Annotated in this window: 20 protein-coding genes; 11 read left to right on the forward strand and 9 right to left on the reverse strand. The window is 72.1% G+C overall.

Translation table 11 applies throughout. From position 1 onward, the window contains the following. Nucleotides 1–33 precede the first annotated feature (33 nt). Nucleotides 34–1,851, reverse strand: coding sequence for an aspartate--tRNA ligase (gene aspS, locus AB0O29_RS10320; protein ID WP_365149068.1), 1,818 nt, complete (start codon nucleotides 1,849–1,851; stop codon nucleotides 34–36). Nucleotides 1,852–1,999: 148 nt separating this feature from the next. Between aspS and AB0O29_RS10325 the strand changes: the two genes are divergently transcribed. Both AB0O29_RS10325 and AB0O29_RS10330 read left to right on the forward strand, forming a co-directional pair. After that, nucleotides 2,000–4,225 (forward strand): SpoIIE family protein phosphatase, encoded by a 2,226-nt coding sequence (locus AB0O29_RS10325; RefSeq protein ID WP_365149071.1) that lies wholly within the window; start codon nucleotides 2,000–2,002, stop codon nucleotides 4,223–4,225. 36 nt (nucleotides 4,226–4,261) lie between these two features. Continuing rightward, on the forward strand, nucleotides 4,262–5,368 hold the full coding sequence (locus AB0O29_RS10330; protein ID WP_365149074.1) for an AI-2E family transporter: 1,107 nt from the start codon (nucleotides 4,262–4,264) through the stop codon (nucleotides 5,366–5,368). Nucleotides 5,369–5,420: 52 nt separating this feature from the next. On the opposite strand, the gene AB0O29_RS10335 is transcribed toward AB0O29_RS10330, so the two are convergent. After that, the gene (locus AB0O29_RS10335) at nucleotides 5,421–6,428 is read right to left on the reverse strand and encodes a pirin family protein (RefSeq protein WP_365149077.1); all 1,008 of its coding nucleotides are present in this window, start codon (nucleotides 6,426–6,428) and stop codon (nucleotides 5,421–5,423) included. A 149-nt stretch (nucleotides 6,429–6,577) separates the two neighbouring features. Next, on the reverse strand, nucleotides 6,578–7,039 hold the full coding sequence (locus tag AB0O29_RS10340) for an SseB family protein (protein ID WP_007265129.1): 462 nt from the start codon (nucleotides 7,037–7,039) through the stop codon (nucleotides 6,578–6,580). A gap of 176 nt (nucleotides 7,040–7,215) precedes the next feature. Between AB0O29_RS10340 and AB0O29_RS10345 the strand changes: the two genes are divergently transcribed. The 6 genes from AB0O29_RS10345 (at nucleotide 7,216) to AB0O29_RS10370 (ending at nucleotide 14,910) form a co-directional block, all read left to right on the forward strand. Then, the gene (locus AB0O29_RS10345) at nucleotides 7,216–9,042 is read left to right on the forward strand and encodes an acyl-CoA dehydrogenase (protein WP_365149147.1); all 1,827 of its coding nucleotides are present in this window, start codon (nucleotides 7,216–7,218) and stop codon (nucleotides 9,040–9,042) included. A 150-nt stretch (nucleotides 9,043–9,192) separates the two neighbouring features. Continuing rightward, complete coding sequence (locus tag AB0O29_RS10350) at nucleotides 9,193–9,927, forward strand: hypothetical protein (RefSeq protein WP_365149080.1); 735 nt, start codon at nucleotides 9,193–9,195, stop codon at nucleotides 9,925–9,927. Between the two features lie 103 nt (nucleotides 9,928–10,030). Continuing rightward, complete coding sequence (locus tag AB0O29_RS10355) at nucleotides 10,031–11,323, forward strand: M18 family aminopeptidase (protein WP_365149083.1); 1,293 nt, start codon at nucleotides 10,031–10,033, stop codon at nucleotides 11,321–11,323. 100 nt (nucleotides 11,324–11,423) lie between these two features. Then, nucleotides 11,424–11,765 carry a hypothetical protein gene (locus AB0O29_RS10360; RefSeq protein WP_365149086.1) on the forward strand — a complete coding sequence of 114 codons (342 nt, stop codon included), beginning with the start codon at nucleotides 11,424–11,426 and terminating at the stop codon, nucleotides 11,763–11,765. A gap of 139 nt (nucleotides 11,766–11,904) precedes the next feature. Next, complete coding sequence (locus tag AB0O29_RS10365) at nucleotides 11,905–12,540, forward strand: hypothetical protein (RefSeq protein WP_365149089.1); 636 nt, start codon at nucleotides 11,905–11,907, stop codon at nucleotides 12,538–12,540. Between the two features lie 225 nt (nucleotides 12,541–12,765). Continuing rightward, nucleotides 12,766–14,910, forward strand: coding sequence for a hypothetical protein (locus tag AB0O29_RS10370; RefSeq protein ID WP_365149091.1), 2,145 nt, complete (start codon nucleotides 12,766–12,768; stop codon nucleotides 14,908–14,910). A gap of 5 nt (nucleotides 14,911–14,915) precedes the next feature. On the opposite strand, the gene AB0O29_RS10375 is transcribed toward AB0O29_RS10370, so the two are convergent. Beyond that, nucleotides 14,916–16,751 carry an NHL domain-containing thioredoxin family protein gene (locus tag AB0O29_RS10375; protein ID WP_365149094.1) on the reverse strand — a complete coding sequence of 612 codons (1,836 nt, stop codon included), beginning with the start codon at nucleotides 16,749–16,751 and terminating at the stop codon, nucleotides 14,916–14,918. A 120-nt stretch (nucleotides 16,752–16,871) separates the two neighbouring features. Between AB0O29_RS10375 and AB0O29_RS10380 the strand changes: the two genes are divergently transcribed. Next, nucleotides 16,872–18,020 (forward strand): acyltransferase, encoded by a 1,149-nt coding sequence (locus AB0O29_RS10380; protein WP_365149097.1) that lies wholly within the window; start codon nucleotides 16,872–16,874, stop codon nucleotides 18,018–18,020. Here the strand turns inward: AB0O29_RS10380 and AB0O29_RS10385 are convergent. Then, a complete protein-coding gene (locus tag AB0O29_RS10385) occupies nucleotides 17,983–18,792 on the reverse strand; it encodes a hypothetical protein (RefSeq protein ID WP_365149099.1) in 810 nt (269 codons plus the stop codon). The genes AB0O29_RS10380 and AB0O29_RS10385 overlap by 38 nt on opposite strands. 31 nt (nucleotides 18,793–18,823) lie before the next feature. Between AB0O29_RS10385 and AB0O29_RS10390 the strand changes: the two genes are divergently transcribed. Next, nucleotides 18,824–19,339 carry an LURP-one-related family protein gene (locus AB0O29_RS10390; protein WP_365149102.1) on the forward strand — a complete coding sequence of 172 codons (516 nt, stop codon included), beginning with the start codon at nucleotides 18,824–18,826 and terminating at the stop codon, nucleotides 19,337–19,339. Nucleotides 19,340–19,386: 47 nt separating this feature from the next. On the opposite strand, the gene AB0O29_RS10395 is transcribed toward AB0O29_RS10390, so the two are convergent. Further along, entirely contained in the window at nucleotides 19,387–20,166 is a 780-nt protein-coding gene (locus AB0O29_RS10395; RefSeq protein ID WP_365149105.1) for a carbon-nitrogen family hydrolase, read from the reverse strand. A gap of 139 nt (nucleotides 20,167–20,305) precedes the next feature. Here AB0O29_RS10395 and AB0O29_RS10400 point away from each other — a divergent pair, with 139 nt between their 5' ends. After that, nucleotides 20,306–21,133, forward strand: a complete 828-nt coding sequence (locus tag AB0O29_RS10400) for a maleylpyruvate isomerase family mycothiol-dependent enzyme (protein ID WP_365149108.1) — start codon at nucleotides 20,306–20,308, stop codon at nucleotides 21,131–21,133. Between the two features lie 44 nt (nucleotides 21,134–21,177). Here AB0O29_RS10400 and AB0O29_RS10405 read toward each other — a convergent pair whose 3' ends face one another. The 3 genes from AB0O29_RS10405 to AB0O29_RS10415 form a co-directional block, all read right to left on the reverse strand. Next, a complete protein-coding gene (locus AB0O29_RS10405; protein ID WP_365149111.1) occupies nucleotides 21,178–22,551 on the reverse strand; it encodes an MFS transporter in 1,374 nt (457 codons plus the stop codon). Further along, the gene (locus AB0O29_RS10410) at nucleotides 22,548–23,210 is read right to left on the reverse strand and encodes a GntR family transcriptional regulator (protein WP_365149114.1); all 663 of its coding nucleotides are present in this window, start codon (nucleotides 23,208–23,210) and stop codon (nucleotides 22,548–22,550) included. Before AB0O29_RS10410 ends, AB0O29_RS10405 begins: the two co-directional genes overlap by 4 nt. A 76-nt stretch (nucleotides 23,211–23,286) precedes the next feature. After that, complete coding sequence (locus AB0O29_RS10415; RefSeq protein ID WP_365149117.1) at nucleotides 23,287–25,170, reverse strand: C1 family peptidase; 1,884 nt, start codon at nucleotides 25,168–25,170, stop codon at nucleotides 23,287–23,289. Between the last annotated feature and the right edge of the window lie 225 nt (nucleotides 25,171–25,395).

A 25,395-nucleotide genomic window follows, 5' to 3' on the forward strand; every position in this document is an offset into this window, starting at 1 on the left:
TCCCGGGCCCTTCCCGCTACGAGAGCGGCAGCGTTAGCGCGCGGCGTCCGGGTGGACCGCCTCGGCGACCGGCTTCGCGTCCGCGGCCTTCGTCTCGACCGGCTTGCGCAGGGCGATGTTCAGCTCGCGCAGGCGGCTCTCCTCCAGCACCGTCGGCGCGCCCATCATCAGGTCCTGGGCGTTGCCGTTCAGCGGGAAGGCGATGGTCTCGCGGATGTTCGGCTCGTCGGCCAGCAGCATCACGATGCGGTCCACGCCCGGGGCGATGCCACCGTGCGGCGGGGCGCCGAGACGGAACGCGCGCAGCATGCCCGCGAACTCGCGCTCGACGGTCTCCGCCTCGTAACCGGCGATCTCGAAGGCCTTCAGCATGACCTCGGGCTCGTGGTTGCGGATGGCGCCGGAGGACAGCTCGATGCCGTTGCAGACGATGTCGTACTGCCAGGCGAGGATGTCGAGCGGGTCCTTCTCCTCCAGGTCCTTCATGCCGCCCTGCGGCATGGAGAACGGGTTGTGGGAGAAGTCGATCTTCCCGGTCTCCTCGTCCTTCTCGTACATCGGGAAGTCGACGATCCAGCAGAAGCGGAAGACGTTCTCCTCGAACTGGCCCGCGCGCTTGGCCGCCTCGACGCGGACGCCGGACATGATCTTCGAGACCTCGTCGAACTCGCCCGCGCCGAAGAACACGGCGTGCCCGCCGGCCAGGCCCAGACGCTCGGTGAGGACCTTGACGTTGTCCTCGGTGAGGAACTTGGCGATCGGGCCGGTCAGCGAACCGTCCTCGGCGACGCGCACCCAGGCCAGGCCCTTCGCGCCCAGCGAGACCGCGTAGTCGCCGAGGCCGTCGAAGAACTTGCGCGGCTGGTCGGCGGTGTCCGGGACGGCCAGCGCACGCACGTGCTTGCCGGCGAACGCCTTGAACTCCGAGCCCTCGAAGACGTCGGTGATGTCGACGAGCTCCAGCTTGGCGCGCAGGTCGGGCTTGTCGTTGCCGTACTTCAGCATCGACTCGCGGAACGGGATCCGCGGGAACGGCGAGGTGACCTCGCGGCCGTTGCCGAACTCGGTGAAGAGCTCGGTCATCAGGCGCTCGATCGGCTGGAAGACGTCCTCCTGCTCGACGAAGGACATCTCGACGTCGAGCTGGTAGAACTCGCCCGGCGAACGGTCGGCGCGGGCGTCCTCGTCGCGGAAGCAGGGCGCGATCTGGAAGTACCGGTCGAAGCCGGAGATCATCAGCAGCTGCTTGAACTGCTGCGGGGCCTGCGGCAGGGCGTAGAACTTGCCCGGGTTCAGGCGGGACGGGACGACGAAGTCACGGGCGCCCTCGGGGGAGGTCGCGGTGAGGATCGGGGTCGCCATCTCGTTGAAGCCGAGGGCCACCATCTTCGAGCGGATCGAGGCGATCACGGCCGAGCGCAGCATGATGTTGCGGTGCATGCGCTCGCGGCGCAGGTCGAGGAAGCGGTACTCCAGGCGCCGCTCCTCGTTCACACCGTCGTCGGTGTTGATCGTGAAGGGCAGCGGGGCGGAGGCGCCGAGCACCTCGACCTCGGAGACCTCGACCTCGACCTCGCCGGTGGCGAGCTCGGGGTTCACGTTGTCGGCGCCGCGGGAGACGACCTTGCCGTCGATGCGGACGACGGTCTCCTTGGTGGCGCTGCTGAGGGCCTCGTTCGCCGCGGTGCCGGGGCGGGCGACGAGCTGCGTGATGCCGTAGTGGTCACGCAGATCGATGAAGAGGATGCCGCCCAGGTCTCGACGATTGTGCACCCAGCCGCTCAGCCGGACGTCGGATGCGACGTCGGAGGCACGAAGCTCGCCGCACGTGTGGGACCTGTACCGATGCATCAGTCATCCAGTTCTACGCGATTTCCAGGTGGACTCAACCGTGCCAAGGTTACCGTCCGGGAGCGGCGCCCACCGGGCGCGCCCGGTGGGGATGCGGCGGCGGGCACTGGACGGGCGTCCGGCCCGGGTGACCTGTAAAGATGGCCGGGTGCGCACCGAGGACGTCCTGGCCGCCATCGCGACCGGCCTGTGGCGGTGGGACAACGCTTCCGGAACGGTCACCCTCGACGGCGAGGCCGCCCGGCTGCTCGGGCTGCCCGCGGAGCCCGTCGTGCTGCCCGAGGCCGCGGCCCGCGCGCGCTTCCACCCGGTGGACTGGAACGAGATCAACGGCATCGTCAACCTCGCCGTGGCCGAGGGCACCCTCGCGGAGGCCCGGCTGCGGATCATGGACGAGGACGGGCGGGTGCTGCGCACCGTCCGCAGCCGCTCCAAGCCGCTGGAGAACCGGACCGCCGACGGCCGGGTGGACTACGAGCTGATCGGCACCATCCAGGAGATCGCCGAGCCGCAGCCCGGGACCACGGCCGCGCACACCCCGATCACCGGCGACTGGCGGCGCTCGCGGGAGGCCTTCCTGCTGGACGCCGGCCGGGCGCTGGCCGAGGCGCGGTCCACGGCCGAGGTGCTGCGGGTGGCGGCCTCGCTGTCGATGCCGGGCTTCAGCCCCGACGGGCTGGCCGTCTTCGGGATGGAGGGCGAGCGGCTGTCGGTGATCGGGCACCACGGGCACGCGCCCGGCGACGAGGGCCCCTTCGTCGAGATGGCCCTCGACACGGACTACCCGGCGGCCGAGGTCGTCCGGACCGGGCGGGCGATCTACCTTCCGACGCCGGAGGAGTACAAGCGGCGGTTCCCGGTCACCTGGCCGCTGGCCCGGGGCTTCGGCCGGGCCTCCTGGGCCTTCCTGCCGCTGATCGTGGCCGGGCGGACCATGGGGGCGTGGATGGCCGCGTTCAAGCACCCGGTGACCTTCTCGCCGGACGAGCGGTCGGTGCTGACGACGGTGGCCCGGATGCTCGCCCAGGCCCTCCAGCGGGCCGGGGTGGCGGAGTCCGAGCGGGAGCTCACCACCGGTCTCCAGCGGTCGATGATGCCGCAGCTCGGCCCCGAGATCCCCGGCATGACCATCGCCGCCCGCTACGTCCCCACCGGCGGCGGGCTCCAGGTCGGCGGCGACTGGTACGACGTGATCCCGCTGCCTTCGGGCCGGTTCGCCCTGGTCATCGGGGACGTCCAGGGGCACGACGTGCGGGCCGCCGGGCTGATGGGCCAGCTCCGGATCGCCGTACGGGCCTACGCCTCCGAGGGCCACCGGCCGGACGCGGTGCTCTCGCGGGCCTCCCGCTTCCTGGCCGGGCTGTGCTCCTCGCCCGCCCCGGACGAGGCCTCCGGCGCGGACTCCGGCCCCGACGCCGACTTCGGCAGCCCGCGCTTCGCGACCTGCCTGTACGTGGAGTGCGACCCGGGGACCGGGACGCTGGAGATCGCCCGGGCCGGGCATCCCGACCCGGTGGTCCGGATGGCCGACGGGACGGTGCTGATGCGGCCGACGGCCGGCGGGCTGCCGCTGGGCATCGTCCCCGACACCGACTACCCCACGACCCGTTTCGCCCTGGAGCCCGGCGAGACGCTGATGCTGTGCACCGACGGGCTGATCGAGACCGGCGGGCACGACCTGGACACGGGCTGGGCGCGGCTGCGGGCGATCCTGGAGTCCGACGCGCACGACCGGCCCGGCGAGGGCGGCGGCGCGGACGGGGACAACCACCTCGAACGCCTCGCGGACCTGCTGGTCCAGGCCGTCCACGGGCCGTCCTCGCACCACACCACCGGCCCGCTGGCCGACCGCCGCGAGGACGACATAGCCGTGGTGCTGCTGTGCCGGGAGAGCCCGAGCTGCGGCTGCGGGACCGTCGCGGCGCACCCCGTACGGCCCGCGCGGCGCACGGTGCTGACCGTGGCGCAGGCCGAGCCGGCCCGGATCGCGGGGGCCCGCCGGCAGGTCCGGGAGCTGCTGCACGACTGGGCGGACCCGGAGCAGGTGGACTCGGCGGTGCTGATGGTCTCCGAGATGGTGACGAACGTGCTGGTCCACACGGACGGGGACGCGCTGCTGGTCGCGGAGGCCGCGGGCGAGCCGGGCACGCGGCGGCTGCGCGTGGAGGTGGCCGACGCGAGCGACGAGCTGCCGCACAAGCGCCACCCGGGCGAGATGGCCTCCAGCGGGCGCGGCGTGCTGCTGATGGAGATGCTCGCCGACGCCTGGGGTGTGGATCCGCGTGGCGAGGGCAAGTCGATCTGGTTCGAGCTGTACGAACGGTCCAAGCCGGACGGCGACGAGGACCGGGAATCCCCCCGGCCCGCCTCCTGACCGCCCGGCGCCCGGCATCCGAAAGGCGGTCCGGCCATGCCCGCACCGACCCCGAGCACGTCCTTGCTGCCCGATCCGGTGCGGCGGCTGGCCGCCTGGTGCGCGGTCGTCCTGCTGGTGACGGGTGTGGTCGCCGTCGGGGTGTGGCTCTGCGTGGTCTTCAAGACGGCCGTCACCCCGGTGCTGCTGGCCCTGCTCGGCACGGCCCTGCTGGGGCCGCTGCACCGGCGGCTGGTGCGGATGCGGCTGAACCGTTCGCTGGCCGCCGCGCTGACCTGCCTGGCGGTGGTGGCGGTGGTCGGCGGGGCGACGTACGTGGTGGTGGCCGCGCTGATCGAGACCGGCGACCAGATCGTGGGCGCCCTCAAGCGGGCCGGGGAGGGCCTGGCCGAGCACTTCGGGGCGGCCGGGACCTCGCTCCAGGACCTGGCGGCCAACGCCAAGGAGCTGCTGGCCAAGTTCGGCGGCACGGCCGCCTCCGGGGTGATCAGCGGGCTCAGCGTGGTCGGGGAGATGCTCGCGACGGCCGTGCTGGCGCTGCTGCTGATCTTCTTCTTCCTGCGGGACTCCCACCGGGCGGCCGGCGCCCTGCGCTCCCTGGCCCCGCGCTCGACCGGGGACACCGTGGAGGCCATGGCGCGCCGCGCCTACCAGGCCGTCGAGGGGTTCATGCGGGGCACCACCTTCATCGCGGCGATCGACGCCCTCTGCATCACCGTGGGGCTGCTGGTGCTGCGGGTGCCGGGGGCGGTGGGGCTGGGGGCGCTGGTGTTCGTCGGCGCGTACATCCCGTACCTGGGCGCCTTCATCTCGGGCGCCGTCGCCGTGCTGGTGGCCCTCGCCGACCGGGGGTGGGTCATCGGGCTGTGGGCGCTGGGCGTGGTGCTGGCCGTGCAGGTGCTGGAGGGGCACGTGCTCCAGCCCATGATCCAGAGCCGGACCGTGCAGATGCACCCGGCGGCGGTGATGCTGGCCATCACCGCCGGGGCGAGCGTCGCCGGGATCCTCGGGATGCTGCTCGCGGTACCGCTGACGGCGGCCGCGTTCGGGGTCCTGTCGGAGCTCCGGGCCCGGTACGGGGCCCGGCAGGCGGGACCGGGACCTGACGCGCGCCCGGTCCCGGGCCCGGGGGACCCCGCCTAGGACCCCGCCGGACCGGTCAGGGCCGCCGGACCCGTCAGGCCGGTCAGGCCCGTCAGGCCGTCTCCTCCGGGTCCGCCTGCCCGGCGCCGCGGTGGCCGAGGCCGGTCACGTCGGTGCTGGGGATGACGCCCAGGCGGCCCGCCTGGAAGTCGTCGAAGGCCTGCTGGAGCTCGGCGTGGCTGTTCATGACGAACGGCCCGTAGTGCGCCATCGGCTCGCGGATCGGCAGTCCGCCGAGGACGACCACCTCGAAGTTCTCGCTGCGCGAGTCCTGCGCGGCGTCGGCCCGGATCGTCAGCCCGTCGCCGGAGCCGAAGACCACGGTCTGGCCGTTCGTGAAGGGGCGGCGCTCGGCGCCGGCCGAGCCGCTGCCCGCGAGGCCGTACGCCAGGGCGTTGAAGTCGGCCCGCCAGGGCAGGGTGACCTCGGCGCCGGGGCTGACCGACAGGTGGATCATCGTGATCGGCGTGTGGGTGGCGCCGGGACCGGCGTGGCCCTCCAGGTCGCCCGCGATCAGGCGGATCAGGGCGCCGCCGTCCTGCGAGGCGAGCAGCTTCACGGTGCCGCCGCGGATGTCCTGGTACTTCGGCGCGAGCATCTTGTCCTTGGCGGGCAGGTTCACCCACAGCTGGAGGCCGTGGAAGAGGCCGCCGGACATGACGAGTTCCTCGGGCGGGGTCTCGATGTGCAGCAGGCCCGAGCCCGCCGTCATCCACTGCGTGTCGCCGTTGGTGATGACTCCGCCGCCGCCGTGCGAGTCACGGTGGATGAAGGTTCCGTCGATGATGTAGGTGACGGTCTCGAAGCCGCGGTGCGGGTGCCAGGGGGTGCCCTTGGGCTCGCCGGCCGCGTAGTCCACCTCGCCCATCTGGTCCATCATGATGAACGGGTCGAGGTACTCGTACTTGATCCCCGCGAAGGCGCGGCGCACCGGGAAGCCCTCGCCCTCGAAACCGGAGGGCGCGTCCACCACGCCCAGCACGGGCCTGGCCCGGTCACCTCCGGCCGGAGCGATGACGCGCGGCAGCGCGAGCGGGTTCTCAACAGTCACTGCGGGCATGGTCAGGACCTCCTTCTGCGTCGAGTTTAGTTGAATCTCGAACTTCCTGCCACCCGCACAGAACAGCGCACCCCCCGGGAGCATTCCCGGGGGGTGCGGAGGCGTTCTCTCGGCTCGGCTCGGCCCGGCCGCCTGCGCGGCCACGGCGCCTAGCCGTACATGCGGCGCATCGCGAAGTCGACCATCTGCTCGACCGCCTTCGCGTCGAAGACCATTCGGTGGTCGCCCTCCATGTCGAGGACGAAGCCGTAGCCGGTCGGCAGCAGGTCGATCACCTCGGCGCCGGTGATCACGAAGTACTTGGACTCCTTGCCGGCGTACCGGCGGAGCTCCTTGAGCGTGGTGAACATGGGGATGACGGGCTGCTGCGTGTTGTGCAGGGCCAGGAACCCGGGGGTGTCGCCGCGCGGGCAGTAGACCTTCGAGGTCGCGAAGATCTGCTGGAAGTCCTCGGCGGACAGCGACCCGGTGGTGAAGGCCCGCACCGCGTCGGCGAGCGAGGGCGGCGAGGGCTCGGGGTAGAGCGGCTGCTCGCCGTACCCGCCGGCCATCTGCTGCGGGGCGGCGTACTGCTGCTGCCCCGCGCTCACGTTCTGGTCGTAGCCGTACATGGGCCGAAGCCTACCGAGCGGCCCCCGCCCCCAGGCACCCTCCAGCCGAACTGGCTTGACGCTGGTCACAGTCGCCGGAGAAGGGTTGATTCTTATTACCGGTGGGTAGCATCATGAGGTTACCGATTGGTATGTACGAGGAACCTGTCTCCCCGAGCCTTAACGGAGCCGTCGCCATGGGGCACTACAAGTCGAATCTTCGCGACATCGAGTTCAACCTCTTCGAGGTGCTCGGCCGCGAAAAGCTGTACGGCACCGGCCCGTTCGGCGAGATGGACACCGAGACCGCCAAGAGCATCCTGTCCGAGCTGACCCGCCTCGCCGAGAACGAGCTGGCGGAGTCCTTCGCGGACGCCGACCGCAACCCCCCGGTCTTCGACCCGGCCACCAACACCGCCCCGGTCCCGGCCTCCTTCAAGAAGTCCTACGAGGCCTTCATGGACTCGGAGTACTGGCGCCTGGGCCTGCCCGAGGAGATCGGCGGCACCACCTCCCCGCGCTCCCTGATCTGGGCCTACGCGGAGCTGCTGCTCGGCTCGAACCCGGCCATCTGGATGTACTCCTCCGGCCCGGCGTTCGCCGGCATCCTGCACGCCGAGGGCAACGAGGCGCAGAAGAAGATCGCCCAGATCGCGGTCGAGAAGCGCTGGGGCTCCACCATGGTGCTGACCGAGCCCGACGCGGGCTCGGACGTCGGCGCCGGCCGCACCAAGGCCGTGCAGCAGGAGGACGGCTCCTGGCACATCGAGGGCGTGAAGCGCTTCATCACCTCCGGTGAGCACGACATGGAGGAGAACATCCTCCACTACGTCCTCGCCCGCCCCGAGGGCCACGGCCCGGGCACCAAGGGCCTGTCCCTCTTCCTCGTCCCGAAGTTCCACTTCGACTGGGAGACCGGCGAGCTGGGCGAGCGCAACGGCGTCTACGCGACGAACGTCGAGCACAAGATGGGCCTCAAGGCCTCCAACACGTGCGAGGTGACCTTCGGCGACCAGCACCCCGCCAAGGGCTGGCTGATCGGCGACAAGCACGACGGCATCCGCCAGATGTTCATGATCATCGAGTTCGCCCGCATGATGGTCGGCACGAAGGCGATCGCCACCCTCTCCACCGGCTACCTCAACGCGCTGGAGTACGCCAAGGAGCGCGTGCAGGGCCCGGACCTGGCCAACTTCATGGACAAGACCGCGCCCAAGGTCACCATCACGCACCACCCCGACGTGCGCCGCTCGCTCATGACGCAGAAGGCGTACGCCGAGGGCATGCGCGCCCTCGTGCTGTACACCGCCTCCGTCCAGGACGCGATCCAGCTCAAGGAGGCCGCCGGCGAGGACGCCTCCGCCGAGATCGGCCTCAACGACCTGCTCCTGCCGATCGTGAAGGGCTACGGCTCGGAGAAGTCGTACGCGCTGCTCTCCGAGTCCCTGCAGATCTTCGGCGGTTCCGGTTACCTGCAGGAGTACCCGATCGAGCAGTACATCCGGGACGCCAAGATCGACACCCTCTACGAGGGCACCACGGCCATCCAGGGCCAGGACTTCTTCTTCCGCAAGATCGTCCGCGACCAGGGCGCCTCGCTGAACGTCCTCTCCGAGACGATCAAGAAGTTCCTCGCCGAGGGCGTGGGCGGCGAGGAGCTGGCCCCGGCCCGCGACGCGCTGGCCAAGGCCGCCGTGGACCTGGAGGGCATCGTCGGCCAGATGATCGTCGACCTCACCGCCACCGGCGAGGACGTCAAGAACATCTACAAGGTCGGCCAGAACACCACCCGCCTGCTGATGGCCTCCGGCGACGTGGTCGTCGGATACCTGCTGCTCAAGGGCGCGGCCGTGGCCGCCGAGAAGCTCGCGGGCGCCTCCGCCAAGGACGTGCCCTTCTACACCGGCAAGATCGCCGCCGCGAAGTTCTACGCGGCCCAGGTCCTGCCGGGCGTCTCGGTCCAGCGCGCGCTGGCCGAGTCGGTCGACAACTCCCTCATGGAGCTCGACGAGGCCGCCTTCTAAGGCGGCCCCCACGCTGTACGCGGTGTACGTACGCACCGGTGGCCGGACCCCTCCTGTCGAGGGTCCGGCCGCCGGTGCGTCCGGGCCCGGCGACGGCCGGGCGCCGGCCGGGTTCCCCGGTTGTCGGTGGTTCGTGGGACGCTCGTAGACATGAGTCCACAGGAGCAGCACAGCGGCCGGGGGTACACGGTCCCCACCGGGCGCCCGTACGCCCTCAAGGAGCTCCAGGCCAATGTGGGCGCGCTCGGCGACCGGATCAAGGACCTCTACGACGGGGCCCACCCCGCCGAGTACGACCCCGTGGCCGACGCCCTCTACGTCGCCTTCCAGACGGCCGCCGGCCTCGCCCCCGCCAAGAGCTACACCGGCTGCCCCGAGCACCCCAACGGCGCCCTCGACCCCGAGGCGCCCGAAGGCTGGGGCCGCTGCCTGATCTGCAACGACCGCCGCCGCCTCGGCCACCGCCTGCGGGGCGGCCCCCCGGCCGCACCCGCCGCCCCCGTGGAACAGCGGCGCCTGGGCTACCCCGTCCCCGAACCCCCGTACACCCTCGACGTACTGCGCCGGCACCTGCGCGGCATCGACGAGCAGCGCTTCCACCTCACGCTCGGCTCCCCCGACCAGGACTTCGTCCGCCTCGCGGACGACCTCCACCGGGCGTTCATCGTGGCCCGCGAACTCTCCCGCCCCCGCAACGCCTCCGGATGCGCCGAACACCCCGGCGCGCCGATCGACCCCGATGCCCCGCCGGGCGAGGCCTGTATCTTCTGCGCCGGACGCAGAAGACGCGCTCAGCGCCCGCCGCAGACCCCCGAGATGCTCCCGCGCATCCGGCGGGGCGAGCGCCGGCAGCTACAGCGCCGATTCGAGCGTCCCCCGGGCTGAGGACGACGGGACCGCGGGCCACGCACCCCGCGGCCCCGCGCCCCCCTCGGCTATCCGCCGCAGTCCGGCCATGGCGAACACGACCGTCGTTAAGGTGAACCACATGAGCTCTCCCGCCCGCTTCGACCGCGGCCACACCGACGATCTGATGACCTTCCTGACGGCCAGTCCGTCGCCGTACCACGCCGTGGCCAACGCGGCCGAGCGGCTGGAGAAGGCGGGCTTCAGGCAGTTGTCGGAATCGGACGCCTGGGACTCGGGCACGGGCGGCCGGTTCGTCCTGCGCGGCGGCGCGCTCATCGCCTGGTACGTGCCCGAGGGCGCGACCGCGCACACCCCCTTCCGCATCATCGGCGCGCACACCGACTCCCCCAACCTCCGCGTCAAGCCCGTCCCGGACACCGGCTCCCAGGGCTGGCGGCAGGTCGCCGTGGAGATCTACGGCGGCACCCTGCTCAACACCTGGCTCGACCGCGACCTGGGCCTGGCGGGCCGGCTCTCGCTGCGCGACGGCACCGACCGGCTGGTCAACGTCGACCGCCCGCTGCTGCGCGTCCCGCAGCTCGCCGTGCACCTGGACCGCTCGGTCAACTCCGACGGCCTCAAGCTCGACAAGCAGCGCCACATGCAGCCGATCTGGGGTCTGGGCGACGCCCGCGAGGGCGACCTGATCGCCTTCCTGGAGGAGGAAGAGGGCCTGCCCCAGGGCTCGGTGGCCGGCTGGGACCTGATGGTCCACTCGATCGAGCCGCCCGCCTACCTGGGCCGCGACCGCGAACTCCTCGCGGGCCCGCGCATGGACAACCTGCTGTCGGTGCACGCGGGCGTCGCCGCCCTCGCCGCGGCCGCCACCGCCGGCAAGCTCGACCACATCCCGGTGCTGGCCGCCTTCGACCACGAGGAGAACGGCTCCCAGTCGGACACCGGCGCCGACGGCCCCCTCCTGGGCAACGTGCTGGAACGTTCAGTCTTCTCGCGCGGCGGCTCCTACGAGGACAAGGCCCGCGCCTTCGCCGGCACCATCTGCCTCTCCTCGGACACCGGGCACGCCGTCCACCCCAACTACGCCGAGCGCCACGACCCTTCGCACCACCCCCGCGCCAACGGCGGCCCCATCCTGAAGGTCAACGTCAACCAGCGCTACGCGACGGACGGCAGCGGCCGCGCGGTCTTCGCCGCCGCCTGCGAGCGGGCCGGGGTGCCGTGGCAGACGTTCGTCTCCAACAACTCGATGCCGTGCGGCACGACGATCGGCCCGATCACCGCCGCCCGCCACGGCATCCAGACGGTCGACATCGGCGTGGCCATCCTGTCGATGCACTCGGCCCGCGAACTGTGCGGCTCCGACGACCCGTTCCTCCTGGCCAACGCCCTGCTGGCCTTCCTGGAGGGGTAACTCCCACTGTTAGCAGACCGAGTTCAGCCGAAGGCCCTGCCGGCGCATCGCGCGGCAGGGCCTTCACAGCTCAGGAATTAACTGAGTAATGTACTTAGTTATGGACCTCACCATTATCAAGCACGCCGTCGAAGCGGACGACGGCATCAAGCGGCTCTCCATGGCCTTCATCAAGAAGCACGCCGCCCCGGGCCGCACTCGGCTCAGCTCTGAACTCTGCGCCGATATCAGCAAAGAGCTGGACAAACTGGGACTTGTTACGCTTCCAAAGCGGCTTCCGCGATCGGAGAACGAGTTCGTCTTCATCATCGAGAAGGACGGTCCCCTCGGTCAGGTCGTCGGCGTTGCGGGGACCGTCGCCTCCCTCGATCAGGTCGGCAACAATCCTCTGCCGCATATTTTTGAGAGGTACCCGCAGGCCAGAGCGCAGCTGATGAGCTGATCCAATAATCTGCGTGTGAAATAAGCGACTTGGGAGCTACCGTTGGACTCCTGCACCCCCTGGGGAGACCGGGAGATGCGGCGAGCCACCCTGCCCCCAGGGTGGGGCATCCAACTCGCACCAGTGCAACGGAGTCCTGATGAACGGGCGCAACCATTCCGGTGACGACAACAACGGGTTATCGGACGACGGCTTCGCGGGCTACGACGCGATAGCCATATCCGGGCGCGGCCACGCCATGGCCGCCGGTTCCATCCACGTGGCGCCCGGCACGCTGGACCGGATCTACTCCGGATACGCGTCCCTCCTCGCGGACTGGGGCTATTCGCCCGGTTACCCGCCCGGCCCGAGGAGGTTCACGACCCGCTGGAGGGGCGACGCCTCGGGTGCGCGACACCGGCCCGACTTCTTCAGGGACTTCGTCCGCTTCCTCGCCGCGACGGCCGGGATCGCCGTCAGCACGGCCACCGGCCCCGGCCTGACGCCCCGCGAACTGACCGGGGCCGTCCTCGCCGAGCGGAACTCGCGGTACAAGCACGCGAACACCACCGGCATCGCCGTCATCCGCGGTGACCACGCCGGACCCCCGTACACCGAGCTCACCGGTCTCGCCATCCCCCGAGCCGTCGACCCCGGGCTCCTCGAGCTCCTGCCGCACATCGCCCGGATGATCGCGCACCTTGCCCGCGACCGGCACTTCCCCAACCCGCACCGCATGGGGTTGGGCGCCACCCTCGACCGGATGCTCCCCGGGGTCACCCACAACAGCTTCTGACGCCATATCACTTTCGCGCGACGCGCCCGGCCGGGCTTTCGGATCGAAATATCCAGACCCGGCCGGACGCGTCGCACGCGTGCATTCACCATGTCCCACCTGCCATGGAGGCGACCACTCATGTCCCAGCACACACCGCGATCACTCACAGTCACATGGGGATCGGAGGAGATCCTGGTCTCCAACACCGGACAGAGCCTGCCGGTACCACCGGCGGAAGACGTCGTGCAGAAGGTCGTGGCAGCGGGCCTCGCCAACCCGTCGACCCTGCTGACGGAGGATGCCTGGCGGGCCGTCGGGCGGGCCGCGACCGACGCGGAAGGCGTCGCCGTGCAGCTGCACCCCACACGTCAGGATCCCGGCGGGGTCCTGATGGTCGAGAACGTCGAGGGCGCGACCTTGCGCTCACTCGTCACCCGGGTCCACCTGAGCGAGCTGCTGCCCGGCATCCAGCCGCGTACCGGAATGGAATCCTCCGATGTACCGGACCCGCAGGTCCAGGGGGTGACGAAGGACGGCCGCCCCTGCGCGACGGTCGGATACCGGTTCAAGGACCTCACCCACCTGCGCCAACACGTGTGGCAGACGATCGACGGGACGCTGTCCCTGAACAACTACGTCGGATCGATCCTCGCACGGACGATCACCCGGAACCTGATCGCCCATCCGGTCGAAATCTCCTTCGAGGACGGGACGGATTCCTTCCACACCCTGGTGGTGCGCGACGGCATCACACGCCTGGCCAGTGCCTGGTCCGTACTCGCCGGCCCGGGCGCCGAGACCTCCGAAGCCGCTTCACTCGCCGTGACAGCGCTCTTCGGCAAGACGGAAGCGCCCGCCCCGGCAGGCATCCCCATCGGTCAACACCTGCCATCCGTCCGCGACAAGTGGCGTCAGTCGCTCCGCGAGGAGTATGCACGGGCGATCGAGGTCCCCGAACCCGGACCACGCGCCGCCCAGATCGGTCAGACGTTCGTCGCGCCCGCCCAGATCACCGTCGGCGTCGAGGGGCACCCCGGACACCTGCTCGCCGCCGAGGACATCTTCGACGACGCGATCAGGAGCGTCCTGGCCAGCGTTCACGTCGAGTTCAAGCAGTGGGACGACGCGGCCCAGAACGTGGAGGTCATCACAAGGGCCCTCAAGCGCGTCATCCAGCTCGGCAACTCGCTGATCCCCCAGGACGACCTCCAGGCCGTCTACGGTCTCGCCATCGGCCGGACACCCTCGGCCGACCTCCCCGAACTCTTCCCCGGCTCGACGCTCCCGCCCGGCACTCCTTTGTGGCGGAGCATCTACGTCATCCACGCCCTCACCCGGCCCGAGCTGCTGGAGCGCCTCAAGGACCAGGCCAAGGCCATCAAGGGCGGCAAGCGCATGGGAATGAAAGGCTTCGCCGACCTGCTCGGCCCGATGGTCGACCTGCCCTGGCGCAGTTACAAGAAGTACGTGTCCACGCAGGCCCGGAACGCCTGGGCCAACGGTGGTGTCCTCACCTCCGACGTCGTCGGCGAATGGGATCCCGTACCCACCGACGACTTCACCACCCTGGTGGCACCCGCACTGGCCGGCGACACCAACGCCCGCTGCACACTGGCCGTGGCAGGCGGCGTCGCGCTCATCGCGGACAAGCTGCTGACCCGCAACGTCGGCTCCGCGCTGAACAGCCCCAAGGAGAAGGGCGGCGTGCCCTTCAGGGCTGACGTCAGCCTGATCATCGACGGGCTCTCCCGGCAGAACAACGAGCTCGGCCTGTGGACCCTGGCGCTCGCCGCGAACCGGTTCAGGAGCGACGCACTGCCCGAGAACGCGGTCACCCTGCGCAACCTCACCCGCAAGGAGAAGCCCGAGGGCGAGGGGGGCAGCCCGTACATCCACTTCAAGGTGGACCTGGCCAGCGAGGACAAGATCGCCCGGGACGCCGACGGGGTGCCCGAGCTGCTGTACCAGTGGGACGTCGTATGGGCGGCGGATCCGGAGCGGGCCCGGAAGAGCACGCAGCCGTCGGCGGCCCAGCCCCTTCCGGAACCCCGCACCGAGCCGGCCGGGGGCACGCCGGACGGCGCCTGGGCCGCAGCGGTCCCGACCCCTTCCGCTGCCCCTGCCGACACCCGTCCGGCGAGCCAGCGGGCCGCCGACCACCGGTCGGTGCTCCGGCAGAGCGTCACCGCGGCGCGTGACGCCATGGACCGGCTGCACCAGCTCGAACCGGAGGTCGGCGGACACACCCCCGTCGTCTCCCTGACCGTCCTCGACGAACTCCACATGCAGCTGATCGGCCTGCAGACGGACATCGAGAACCTCCGCCGGAGGATCACGCCGGAGGATGATCCCGAGTCGGAGCAGGAGTTCGCGGAGGAGCTCGGGTAGCCCCGTCAGCCGTCCATGCCCGCCAGCACCAGCGGCAGGCGGGCCGCGCCGGAGGGCGTGACGGTGACCGGCACCCCCCAGTCCTGCTGGTGGACGTGGCAGGCGGGGTACTCGTTCGCCGGGTCGTCGTCGCAGGACGCGGCCATCGCCGAGACGTGCAGGACCCCTTCGGTGACGTCGGGGTTCAGCACCAGGTCCCGGAACAGGTCCGTCCCCGCGCCCTCGCCCGCTGCCAGGAGCTCCGGCGGGGTCGAGGAGACCAGCAGGCGGGTGGAGGGCCCGTAGCGGGTGTCCAGCTTCTGGCCCGCCGGGGCCTGGAAGACCACGTCCAGGCGGAGCGTGCCCGGGGCGACCTCGGTGGCGGCCCGCCGCGTGCGGTGGGCGACCGCGTCGACCCGTACGGCCTCCTCCGGCAGCCGCAGCCGGGTCAGCCGGTGCCGGGCGGACTCCACGACCACGATGTCCTCGCCGACGAGGACGGCGGCGCTGGGCTCGCGCAGGTCGGTGGCGAGCGTCGTCACCTGCCCGGTGGCCGGGTCGAACCGCCGCAGGGCGTGGTTGTACGTGTCGCAGACCGCGACCGAGCCGTCCGGCAGGGCGGTCACCCCGAGCGGGTGCTGGAGCAGCGCCTGGGCGGCGTCGCCGTCCCGGTGCCCGAAGTCGAAGAGGCCGGTGCCGACGGCGGAGCGGACGGCGTACCCCTCCCCGTCCTCCTCCACGTAGCGCAGCGCGCTGGTCTCGGAGTCGGCGATCCACAGCCGGTCCCCGGCGGCCGCGAGCCCGGACGGCTGGGCGAACCAGGCCTCGGCGGCGGGCCCGTCGACCAGCCCCTCGTTGGTGGTCCCGGCGGCGACCCCGACGGTGCCGGCCTCCGGGTCCCAGGTCCACAGCTGGTGCACGCCGGCCATGGCGATCCACACCCGGCCCCGCCACCAGGCCACGTCCCACGGCGAGGACAGGTCGACCTCCAGCGCGGGCCCCGAGGTCGGGGACCCCTGCCACCACTGCCGCCCGGTCCCGGCGACGGTCTCGACCGCCCCCGTGGCGGGGTCGAACACCCGCAGCGCGTGGTTGACGGTGTCGGCGACCACCACCCGCCCGTCGGGCAGCAGCGCCAGCCCCTGCGGCTCGCTGAACCCCTCCGGCCCGAAGCCGCGCTCCCCGCTGCCGATCCGCCGCACGACGGTCTCCCCGTCGGCGGCGAGCTCCACGAGCTGGTGCCGCGTCGAGTCGGAGACGAGGAGGTTCCCGGAGGGCAGGAGCACGGCCTTGCCGGGGAAGCGCAGGTCCGTGGCGACGGGCTCGGGCGCCACGTAGGGCCCGTCCCCGCGCCGCAGGGTCCCCTTGGCCCCGTGCTCGGCCTCCAGCTCCTCGACGAGCCGCGCGATGGCGTGCGCGTGCCCCTCACCGGCGTGCTGGGCGACGACGTACCCCTCGGGGTCGATCACGACGAGCGTGGGCCAGGCCCGCACGGCGTACTGCTTCCAGGTGGCGAGCTCGGGGTCGTCGAGCACAGGGTGGTGCACCTCGTACCGCTCGACGGCATCGACAACGGCGGCGTGCTCGGCCTCGTGGACGAACTTCGGCGAGTGCACGCCGACGATCACCACGGTGTCGCGGTGCTTCTCCTCCAGCTCGCGCAGCTCGTCGAGGACGTGCAGGCAGTTGATGCAGCAGAAGGTCCAGAAATCCAGGATGACAATGCGTCCCCGCAGGCCGGCGAGGGTGAGTTCCTTGCCGCCGGTGTTCAGCCAGCCCCCCTTGCCGATCAGCTCGGGGGCACGGACACGGGCACGGCGGGACGCGGGCGCGGGGGTGGGCGCCTGGGCTGCATCGTTCATGCTTCAAGCTTGCCATCCGCCTGTGAACGGCGGATCAAACCGGTGCCTCGAGGAATGGTCCGGTTCACTCCGGATTGCCGACACAATCGTTCAGGAATCGGGCGTGTTAGGTTGCCGCGCATGTCTACGGCAGCGGTCTTATCCAGGAGTAAAGGCGCGAAGGCGGGCGGCGGCGCCGGTGGGCGGCCGGTCGGGCTGCCCTCGCTGACCGGGTTACGGTGGACCGCCGCGCTGATGGTGTTCCTCTACCACGTCTACGTCGTCGAGTACTTAGGCGGGCGGTCGCAGGGGCTGGTGGCCGCCGCCTTCGGGGCGGGGAACACCGGGGTCTCGTTCTTCTTCGTACTCTCCGGCTTCGTGCTCGCCTGGTCGACCGCGGTGACGCCCACCGGGCGGGGGATCGTACGGTTCTGGCGGCGCCGGTTCGCGCGCGTGTACCCGCTGCACCTGGTGACGGCCTGCGCGGCGCTCCTGCTGATGTGGCTGCCGGGGGCCGGGGAGAAGCCGACGGCCGGGCCGGTCGCCGCCAATCTGGCGCTGGTGCAGTCCTGGGTGCCCGAGGTGCGGTACTTCCAGGGGCTCAACCCCGTCAGCTGGTCGCTCGCCGCCGAGGCCTTCTTCTACCTCGCCTTCCCGCTGCTCGTGCGGCCGCTGCGGCGTCTGGGGTGGCGGGGGAGCGTGGCCGTCGCCGCGGTGTGCCTGGCCGCCGTGGTGGCCCTTCCGGCCTGGATGGAGCTCAGCGGGCTGCCCGACGGGACGATCTGGTCGAACTACTTCTTCCCGCTGTACCGTCTCCCCGAGTTCGTACTCGGGATGGCCTGTGCCGAGCTGGTGCGGGCCGGCCGCTGGCGCGGCCCCGGACTGCCCGTGGCGGTGGCGCTGACCCTGGGCGGGTACTTCCTCGGCTCCCAGACCGACTACGCCTTCCACGCGGCCGCGTGCACGATCGTCGGCTACACCGCCCTGATCGCCGCCGCCGCGCAGGCGGACCTGCGCGGAGAGCCCTCGCCCTGGCGGGGTCGGCTCAGCGTCCGGCTCGGCGAGGTCTCCTTCGCCTTCTACATGGTCCACATCCTGGTGATCCGGACCGGCGAGAACCTGTTCGGCGGGCATCCGAAGCTGGGCCTGTCGAACGGCGGGCCGCTCGTGCTCGCCGCCGCCTTCTCCGTGTCGCTGGCCCTCGCCTGGGCCCTGCACTCCTGGGTGGAGGTCCCCGGCCGGCGGCTGCTGCTCAGGTCCCGGCGGCGAGGAACGACGTCAGCGAGCTGACCAGGGCTTCGATGAAACGGTTCTGTACCGCCGTCGGCAGGAGGTCCAGGGAGAGGTACGGGTTGAGGTCCTCCAACTCCACCAGGAGGAGCTCCCCCGAGCGGGTCCGGCAGGCGTCCACGCGCTGGATGCCGTGGGCCAGGGTGTTCCAGTCGATGAAGCGGCGGGCGAAGGCCAGGTCCTCGGCATCCGGCTCGTACGGGACCAGGTCCCAGCGGCGCTCCGGGTCCGGGGCGTGGAGGGCGTACTGGAAGGCGTCGTCCACGAAGTAGAAGGAGACCTCGTGGACGAAGTCGACGCGCGGCTGGATGAGGAACTCGCCGGGCGGGGTGGCGGGCGTCGCGGTGAAGGCCAGGCCTATGGAGTCGGCGCCCTGGCGGGGCTTGACGGCGTACGTGTCCGCCCGGGGCAGGAGGTGGAGGTCGGCCGGGTCGTCGACGGTCGGGATCACCGGGTATCCGGCGGCCGTCAGGTCGAGGAGGTACTGCTTGCCCGCCATGTCACCGCGGCCGGTCAGCGGGTTGTAGACCCGGGTCCCGGCGGCGAGCGCGGCCGCGCGGAAGGAGTCGTGGGCCTCCCGGTGGTGGATCACGGGGCCGCTGTTGCGGACGATCACCGCGTCGAAGCCGGGCATCAGGGCCTCGGCGTCCAGCGGGTGGCACAGGGCGAGCGGGAAGTGCCCGCGCAGCCGCGAGGTGAGGAAGACGTCCTCGTCACCGTAGCGGCGGCCGCGCGCCGGGTACGCCAGGTCGGTCACGTAGAGAAGGGGCATGGCGGCAACCTATCCGGGAAACGATCCCCGCATGAAATACCTCGTTCGGGACAAAATGCTGGCCATCGGGGACGACTACTGGATCGAGGACGAGGACGGCCGGCACGCCTTCCTCGTCGACGGGAAGGCGCTGCGGCTGCGCGACACCCTGGAGCTGGAGGACCCCGACGGGCGGGTCCTGATCACCCTGCGGGAGCGGCTCTTCGGCGGCCTCGGCCTGCCGGGCCTGCGCGACGCGATGACCCTGGAGCGGGACGGGAAGCGGCTGGCGGTGATCCGCCGCAAGCGGCTGTCGCTGCTGCGCAACCACTTCCGCGTGACCATGTCCGAGGGGACGGAGCTGGACGTCAGCGGGCGGATCCTGGACCGCGAGTTCAAGGTCGAGTACGAGGGCGAGCTGCTCGCGCTGATCTCCCGGCAGTGGTACCGGATCCGTGAGACGTACGCGGTGGACGTGGTCCGGGAGGAGGCGGACGCGGCGCTGATGATCGCGGTCGCGGTGTGCGTGATCCGCATGGCCGAGCGGGAGCGGGAGGAGGGCGGGTGAGCCCGGGCGGGGGGCGCCGCCGGGCGCGGCGTCCCCCGTGCCCGGCGTCAGCGGCCCAGGGTGCGGTCCTTCAGGGCCGGGAACTGCTCCCGGGTCTCGGCCACCTTCGCCGGGTCCAGGTCCACCGTCAGGACGGTCTCGCCGGGGCCCGCCTCGGCGAGGACCTCGCCCCACGGGTCCACGACCAGGCTGTGGCCGGACTGCTCGACGCCCGCATGGGTGCCGGCCGTCGCGCAGGCGAGGACGTACGACTGGTCCTCCACCGCCCGTGCCCGGTTCAGCAGGGTCCAGTGCCCGCGCCGGCGGGCGGGCCAGCCGGCCGAGACGACCATCGTGGTGGCGCCCGCGTCGACGAGCCCGCGGAACAGCTCGGGGAAGCGCAGGTCGTAGCAGGTGGCGAGGCCGAGGGTCTGCTCGGGCAGGGCCACCGTCGTCAGGGAGTCGCCCGCGGACATCAGCACCGCCTCGCCCTGGTCGAAGCCGAAGCGGTGGATCTTGCGGTAGGTCGCGGCGAGCTCGCCCGCGGGGGAGAGGACGAGCGCGGTGTTGTAGAGGGAGCCGTCGCCGGCGCGCTCCACGACCGAGCCGGCGTGCAGCCAGACGCCGGCGTCGCGCGCGGCCTTGGACATGGCCTCGTACGTCGGCCCGTCCAGCGGCTCGGCCTCCGTCTCGAACTGCTCGTAGGCGAAGGCCCCGACGGTCCACAGCTCGGGCAGGACGACGAGGTCGGAGTCGGCCTGCTCCCGTACGAGTTCGGCGGCCCGGGTCCGCCGGGCGGACACCGACTCTCCGTCGGTCACCGCGATTTGGATCAGCGAGGCGCGCACAGTACCACCGTCCTGGCATGTCAGCCGGTCAAGTCAAGGCCTACGATCGTCACACGAAAGCGCTGTCGGGGTGCTCATCGGCAGCGTAGTTTTGGGAATAGTCCACAACGCGCCACTGAACAGCCAGCGAGGGGTCCCGTTGACCGTCCATCCCAGTCTTGAGCCGTACGTCGACGCGTGGACACACTCGATCGAGGCGATAACCGAGCTGGTCCTCCCCCTGACGGAGGGCCAGTGGAACCAGCCGACGCCGTGTCCGGGCTGGTCCGTGCGGGACGTGGTCTCCCACGTCATCGGCATGGAGCTGGAGCAGCTGGGCGACCCGCGGCCGATCCACACGCTGCCGCGCGACCTGCGGCACGTGGTGGACGAGTTCACCCGCTACATGGAGGTTCCGGTCGACGTCCGCCGGCACCACACCGCGCTGGAGATCACCTCCGAGCTGGAGTACACCGTCATCCGCCGCCAGCGCCAGCTGCGCAACGACAAGCGGGATCCGGCCACGACGACGGTGCGCGGTCCGCTGGGCGACCAGATCCCCCTGGAACTCTCGATGCGGCTGCGGGCGTTCGACGTGTGGATCCACGAGCAGGACCTGCGGGCGGCGCTGGGCGTGCCGGGCAACTGGGACGCGCCGGGGGCGCATGTGGCGCGGGACATCCTGCTGGCCGGGCTGCCGAAGGCGGTGGCGAAGGGCGCGGGCGCGCCGCCGAACACGGCGGTGGTCCTCGACGTGCACGGCGAGCTGGAGTTCCTGCGGACGGTACGGGTGGACGCGGCGGGCCGCGCCACCCTCGACTCGACGCCCTCGCTGGGCCCGGCGGTGTCCCTGTCCCTGGACTGGCCGACGTACGTCCGGCTCGCGGCGGGCCGGGTGCGGCCGCGTACGGTCGCGGACCGGGTGCGGGCGGACGGCGACCCGGAGCTGGCGGAGGCCATCCTGGCCAACTTCGCCGTCACGCCGTAGCCGGTCGCGCCCGCCGTCGGTCCGCAGCCGTCACGCCGTGACCGTCACACCGCGGCGGGGGCGGCGGCCGCCGGGGTGAGGCGTTCCCGTTCGCGGGCCAGGGCCTTCCCCCGGAGGCGGAGGATCTGGGTGAGGCCCAGGAGTTCGACGACGAACACCGAGGAGAAGGCGATCCGGTAGTCGTCGCCCGTGGCGTCCAGCAGGACGCCCACCGACAGCAGGGTGGTCATCGAGGCGAGGAAGCCGCCCATGTTGGTGATCCCGGACGCGGTGCCCTGCCGCTGCGCCGGGTTGGCCGGGCGGGCGAAGTCGAAGCCGATCATCGAGGCGGGCCCGCAGGTGCCCAGGACCACGCACAGCGTGGCCAGCAGCCACATCGGGGCGTGCTCGCCCGGGTAGAGCAGGACCGAGGCCCACAGCAGCGCGGTGACGGCGACGGTGCCCAGCGCCAGCGGGAGCCGCGCGGCCGGGCGGCGGCCGATGACCTGGCCGTAGACCAGGCCCCAGCCCATGTTCGCGGCGACGATCAGGGTGAGCAGCCCGGCGGCGGCGGTCCGGTCCAGCCCCTGCGCCTCGACCAGGAACGGCATGCCCCACAGCAGCAGGAACACCATGGCCGGGAACTGGGTCGTGAAGTGCACCCACAGCCCCAGCCGGGTGCCGGGCTCCCGCCAGGAGTCGCGTATCTGGCGGCGGACGAACCCGCCGCCCCCGGCGGGGGCGGGCGGCAGGGCGTGGCCCTCGGGGTGGTCGCGCAGGAACAGGGTGAGCGGGACCAGGACGAGCAGCCCGGCCACCGCGCTGCCCGCGAAGGCCGGCACCCAGCCGGCACCGTGCAGCACGGGGGCGAGGACGAGGGTGGAGACGAGGTTGCCCGCCATCCCGACCAGCCCGGCCAGCTGCGCCATCAGCGCCCCGCGCCGGGCGGGGAACCAGCGGGTGCCGAGGCGCAGGACGGAGATGAAGGTCATCGCGTCGCCGCAGCCGAGCAGGGCGCGGGCGGCGAGCGCCATGGCGTAGGTCGGGGAGAGCGCGAAGCCGATCTGGCCGGCGGTGAAGAGGACGGCGCCGAGGGTCAGCACCCTCTTGGTGCCGAGGCGGTCCACCATCAGCCCGACGGGGACCTGCATGCCCGCGTAGACGAGGAGCTGGAGCAGGGAGAACGTCGACAGGGCGGAGGCGTTCACGTGGAAGCGGTCGGCGGCCTCCAGTCCGGCCACGCCCAGGCTGGTCCGGAAGATCACCGCGACGAAGTAGACGGCGACGCCGATGGACCAGACGGCCACCGCCCGCCGCCCGCCGGGCGGATCCAGGACGGCCGCGACCCCGGACGGGCCGGACGGCCCGGACGGCACGGACGGGGAGAGGGGCGAGGGCGAGGGCGAGGGCGAGGGCGCCGACGAGGCTGACGCGTTCATCGGTCCGCCCCCCGCACCAGCGCCTCGACCCGGCCGATGTGCCCGCGCACGGCCGCCGCCGCGGCCTCCCGGTCGCCGGCGCGCAGCGCGTCCAGGATCTCGGCGTGCTCGGCGAGGGTGCGCTCCACCCGGTCGGGGTGGGCGTGCAGCAGGGCCACGCCCATGCGCAGCTGGCGGTCGCGGAGCTGGTCGTAGAGGCGGGAGAGGATCTGGTTGCCGGCGTGGCGGACGATCTCGGCGTGGAAGCAGCGGTCGGCGGCCATCATCGCGGCGAGGTCGCCCCGGGCCGCGTACCGCCGGAGCTCCTCCAGCAGCTCCGTGAGCCGCTCCAGCAGCGCGGGCGGCGCCGGGACGGCCCTGCGGACGGTGAACTCCTCGACCAGCAGCCGGGTTTCGACCACGTCGGCGATCTCCTGCGCGGAGACCGGCAGCACCAGCGCGCCCTTCTTCGGGTACAGCTTCAGCAGCCCCTCGGTCTCCAGCCGCAGCAGCGCCTCGCGGACCGGGGTCCGCGAGACCCCGACGGCGACGGCGAGCTCGCCCTCGGTGAGGAGCACCCCGCCCTCGTAGCGGCGGTCGAGCACGCCTTCTTTGACGTGCCGGTAGACGCGGTCGGCGGCCGTGGGGGGCGGGACGGGGGCGGCGGTGGCTGGCGGCATGCGCACAGGATAGATACATGAGCGATACAACGTTCCCCCCGTCCGTCATGTGGACCGCACCGCCACGGGGGGATGCTCAGGCCGGGCCGATGACCGCCCCCTCGTGCCAGCCCGCGTCGTCGCGCCAGTAGTGCTGGAGCAGGCGGTCGGTGCGCAGGGCCACGACCTCCAGGTTGAACCCGAAGCTGCTCTGGAGCATGCCGGTGACGGCCAGCACGTCGTGCCCGAAGACGGCGCCGCGGGTCCAGGGGGCGCCGGTGGCGTTGCCCCGCCACCAGTGCTCGATCCGCCCGCCCGCGACGGCCACGCACAGTTCGTAGTTCCCGGCGGTGTCCTCGTCGACGGCCCCGTACTGGCCCTCGATCAGGCAGGGCGCGGAGGTCGCCCCGCTGCCGAAGACCTCCCCGGGCTTCCAGGCGAAGCCGTTCGGGTCGTCGCGCCACCACAGCTGCATCCGGCCGTCGGTGCGGGCGGCGACCAGGTCGAGGGTGCGGGCGCGGGTCTGGACGAGGGCGGGGCCGTAGTGGGCGATGCCCGAGCCGAAGCGGCCGCCGTCGTTCCAGGTCCAGGGGGCGCCGTTGATCCGCCACCAGTGGTTGAGGCGGCCGTCGGCGGTGCGGACGACCACCTCGAAGTTGCCCGGCTGCCCGTAGTCGCTCTGGATGAAGGCGGGGGTCGAGCCGAGGGCGGCGTCGCCGGGCCCGAAGGCGCCGCCGTCGCGCCAGACGCCGACGGCCTGCTCGTAGTACCAGTGGCGCAGCCGGCCGCCGGTGGTGACGTGCAGGGTCTCCATGTTCCGGTTGTAGGTGGTGCCGGTGAAGGCGGGCTGGCCGGAGGCGTCGCCGGCGAAGGTCCGGGCGGGGGTCCAGGCGAAGGGGGCGTCGCCCTCCCGCCACCAGTGCCGGAGGCGGCCGCCGGTGGTGGTGGCGGCCATCTCGAAGTTGCGGTGGGCGCGGCCGTTGCCGCTCTCGTAGACGCTGCCGGAGTGCAGGCGGCGCTTGCTCCAGGGGTCGATGTTCGTGCCGCGCAGGCCGCACTTGGCCCAGTAGTCGATGTTGACCTCGCCGTACGCGATCCGGCCGTAGCCGCCGACGTGGTGGCCGGTGCCCCAGGAGTTCTTGAACAGCCAGCAGCCGGCCGCGTCGTCGTAGCCGACGACCAGCACGCAGTGCCCGCCCGCGAGCCGTCCGGCGGTGCGGTGGTAGACCCCGGCGCCGAGCGCGAAGAAGTCCTCGTAGACGTCGAAGCAGGCGGTGAGCGGGCCGACGGTGTCCAGCCAGACCTTCTGCTGTTCGACGTCGCCGAGCCGGACGTAGTCGGTGATCCGGACGGTCCGGCCCGAACGGTCCCAGCCGGGCGTGTACTCGGCCCGCCAGGCCTCGCGCCGCTCGGCGGGCAGGCCGGGGGGCGGGGTGCCGTACGGCCAGCAGGCGGGGTCGGCGAGGCCGCCGTTGTCCCTGACCCAGTCGAGGGCCGTCTCGGGGTCGCCGCCCTGCCCGCAGGCGGCCTTCATGCCGTCGTGGACGTCGCCCTCGGAGCGGGCCGCCCAGACGTCGTGCTCGATGCGGGCCATCGACTCGACGAGTCCGGCCGCGCCGAACGCCCAGCAGGACTCGCACGGGTTCTGGTCCTTGACCCGGGTCAGCCAGGGCCACCCCCACCGGCTCCGCCAGTCCACGGCCACGGGCCGCCCGGCGCCGGCGGCCGTCCCCGGCAGCAGCCCGTGGGCGGCCCGGCGCCTGCTGAGGTGGGGGTTCCCGCTCTCCCGCCCGACGAGCGCCCGCAGGTCGACCGTCCCCGCCTCGGCGGCGGGCGTCAGGTTCGGCCCCGGCTCCAGGCCGAGCGAGGGCCTCGGCAGCGGATCGCCGTCGGCGAGGTGCTCACTGACCGACCACCGCGCCCCGCGCGCCGCGAGCCGCGCGCGCAGCTCCCCCACCGTCTGGACAGACTCCTCCGGCATCCCGGCCCCCCAGCCACTCGGTTGTGAGCCCGGGGAGCGTCTCCCCGCCGCCGACCCCCGTCAAGGGCGTCCGCACGGTCGCGCGGACGCACGGGGGGTCGTACGCCCGGCCGCCGCCCATGCCCCGCCCGGCCGTACGCCCGACACCCCGCCCATGCCCCGCCCGGCCCTACACCCGGCCGCCGCCCGGCACCCCGCCCGGCGGTCCGTACGGCGCCCTGTCCG

Origin of the sequence: Streptomyces sp. NPDC089915, assembly GCF_040684675.1 — a bacterium.
Lineage (GTDB): Bacteria > Actinomycetota > Actinomycetes > Streptomycetales > Streptomycetaceae > Streptomyces.

Excerpts from the sequence above, each read along its gene's own strand:
- aspS (WP_365149068.1), bottom strand. The coding sequence starts at position 1,851 with ATGCATCGGTACAGGTCCCACACGTGCGGCGAGCTTCGTGCCTCCGAC.
- AB0O29_RS10330 (WP_365149074.1), top strand. The coding sequence starts at position 4,262 with ATGCCCGCACCGACCCCGAGCACGTCCTTGCTGCCCGATCCGGTGCGG.
- AB0O29_RS10335 (WP_365149077.1), bottom strand. The coding sequence starts at position 6,428 with ATGCCCGCAGTGACTGTTGAGAACCCGCTCGCGCTGCCGCGCGTCATC.
- AB0O29_RS10340 (WP_007265129.1), bottom strand. The coding sequence starts at position 7,039 with ATGTACGGCTACGACCAGAACGTGAGCGCGGGGCAGCAGCAGTACGCC.
- AB0O29_RS10345 (WP_365149147.1), top strand. The coding sequence starts at position 7,216 with ATGGGGCACTACAAGTCGAATCTTCGCGACATCGAGTTCAACCTCTTC.
- AB0O29_RS10350 (WP_365149080.1), top strand. The coding sequence starts at position 9,193 with ATGAGTCCACAGGAGCAGCACAGCGGCCGGGGGTACACGGTCCCCACC.
- AB0O29_RS10355 (WP_365149083.1), top strand. The coding sequence starts at position 10,031 with ATGAGCTCTCCCGCCCGCTTCGACCGCGGCCACACCGACGATCTGATG.
- AB0O29_RS10360 (WP_365149086.1), top strand. The coding sequence starts at position 11,424 with ATGGACCTCACCATTATCAAGCACGCCGTCGAAGCGGACGACGGCATC.
- AB0O29_RS10365 (WP_365149089.1), top strand. The coding sequence starts at position 11,905 with ATGAACGGGCGCAACCATTCCGGTGACGACAACAACGGGTTATCGGAC.
- AB0O29_RS10375 (WP_365149094.1), bottom strand. The coding sequence starts at position 16,751 with ATGAACGATGCAGCCCAGGCGCCCACCCCCGCGCCCGCGTCCCGCCGT.
- AB0O29_RS10380 (WP_365149097.1), top strand. The coding sequence starts at position 16,872 with ATGTCTACGGCAGCGGTCTTATCCAGGAGTAAAGGCGCGAAGGCGGGC.
- AB0O29_RS10385 (WP_365149099.1), bottom strand. The coding sequence starts at position 18,792 with ATGCCCCTTCTCTACGTGACCGACCTGGCGTACCCGGCGCGCGGCCGC.
- AB0O29_RS10390 (WP_365149102.1), top strand. The coding sequence starts at position 18,824 with ATGAAATACCTCGTTCGGGACAAAATGCTGGCCATCGGGGACGACTAC.
- AB0O29_RS10405 (WP_365149111.1), bottom strand. The coding sequence starts at position 22,551 with ATGAACGCGTCAGCCTCGTCGGCGCCCTCGCCCTCGCCCTCGCCCTCG.
- AB0O29_RS10410 (WP_365149114.1), bottom strand. The coding sequence starts at position 23,210 with ATGCCGCCAGCCACCGCCGCCCCCGTCCCGCCCCCCACGGCCGCCGAC.
- AB0O29_RS10415 (WP_365149117.1), bottom strand. The coding sequence starts at position 25,170 with ATGCCGGAGGAGTCTGTCCAGACGGTGGGGGAGCTGCGCGCGCGGCTC.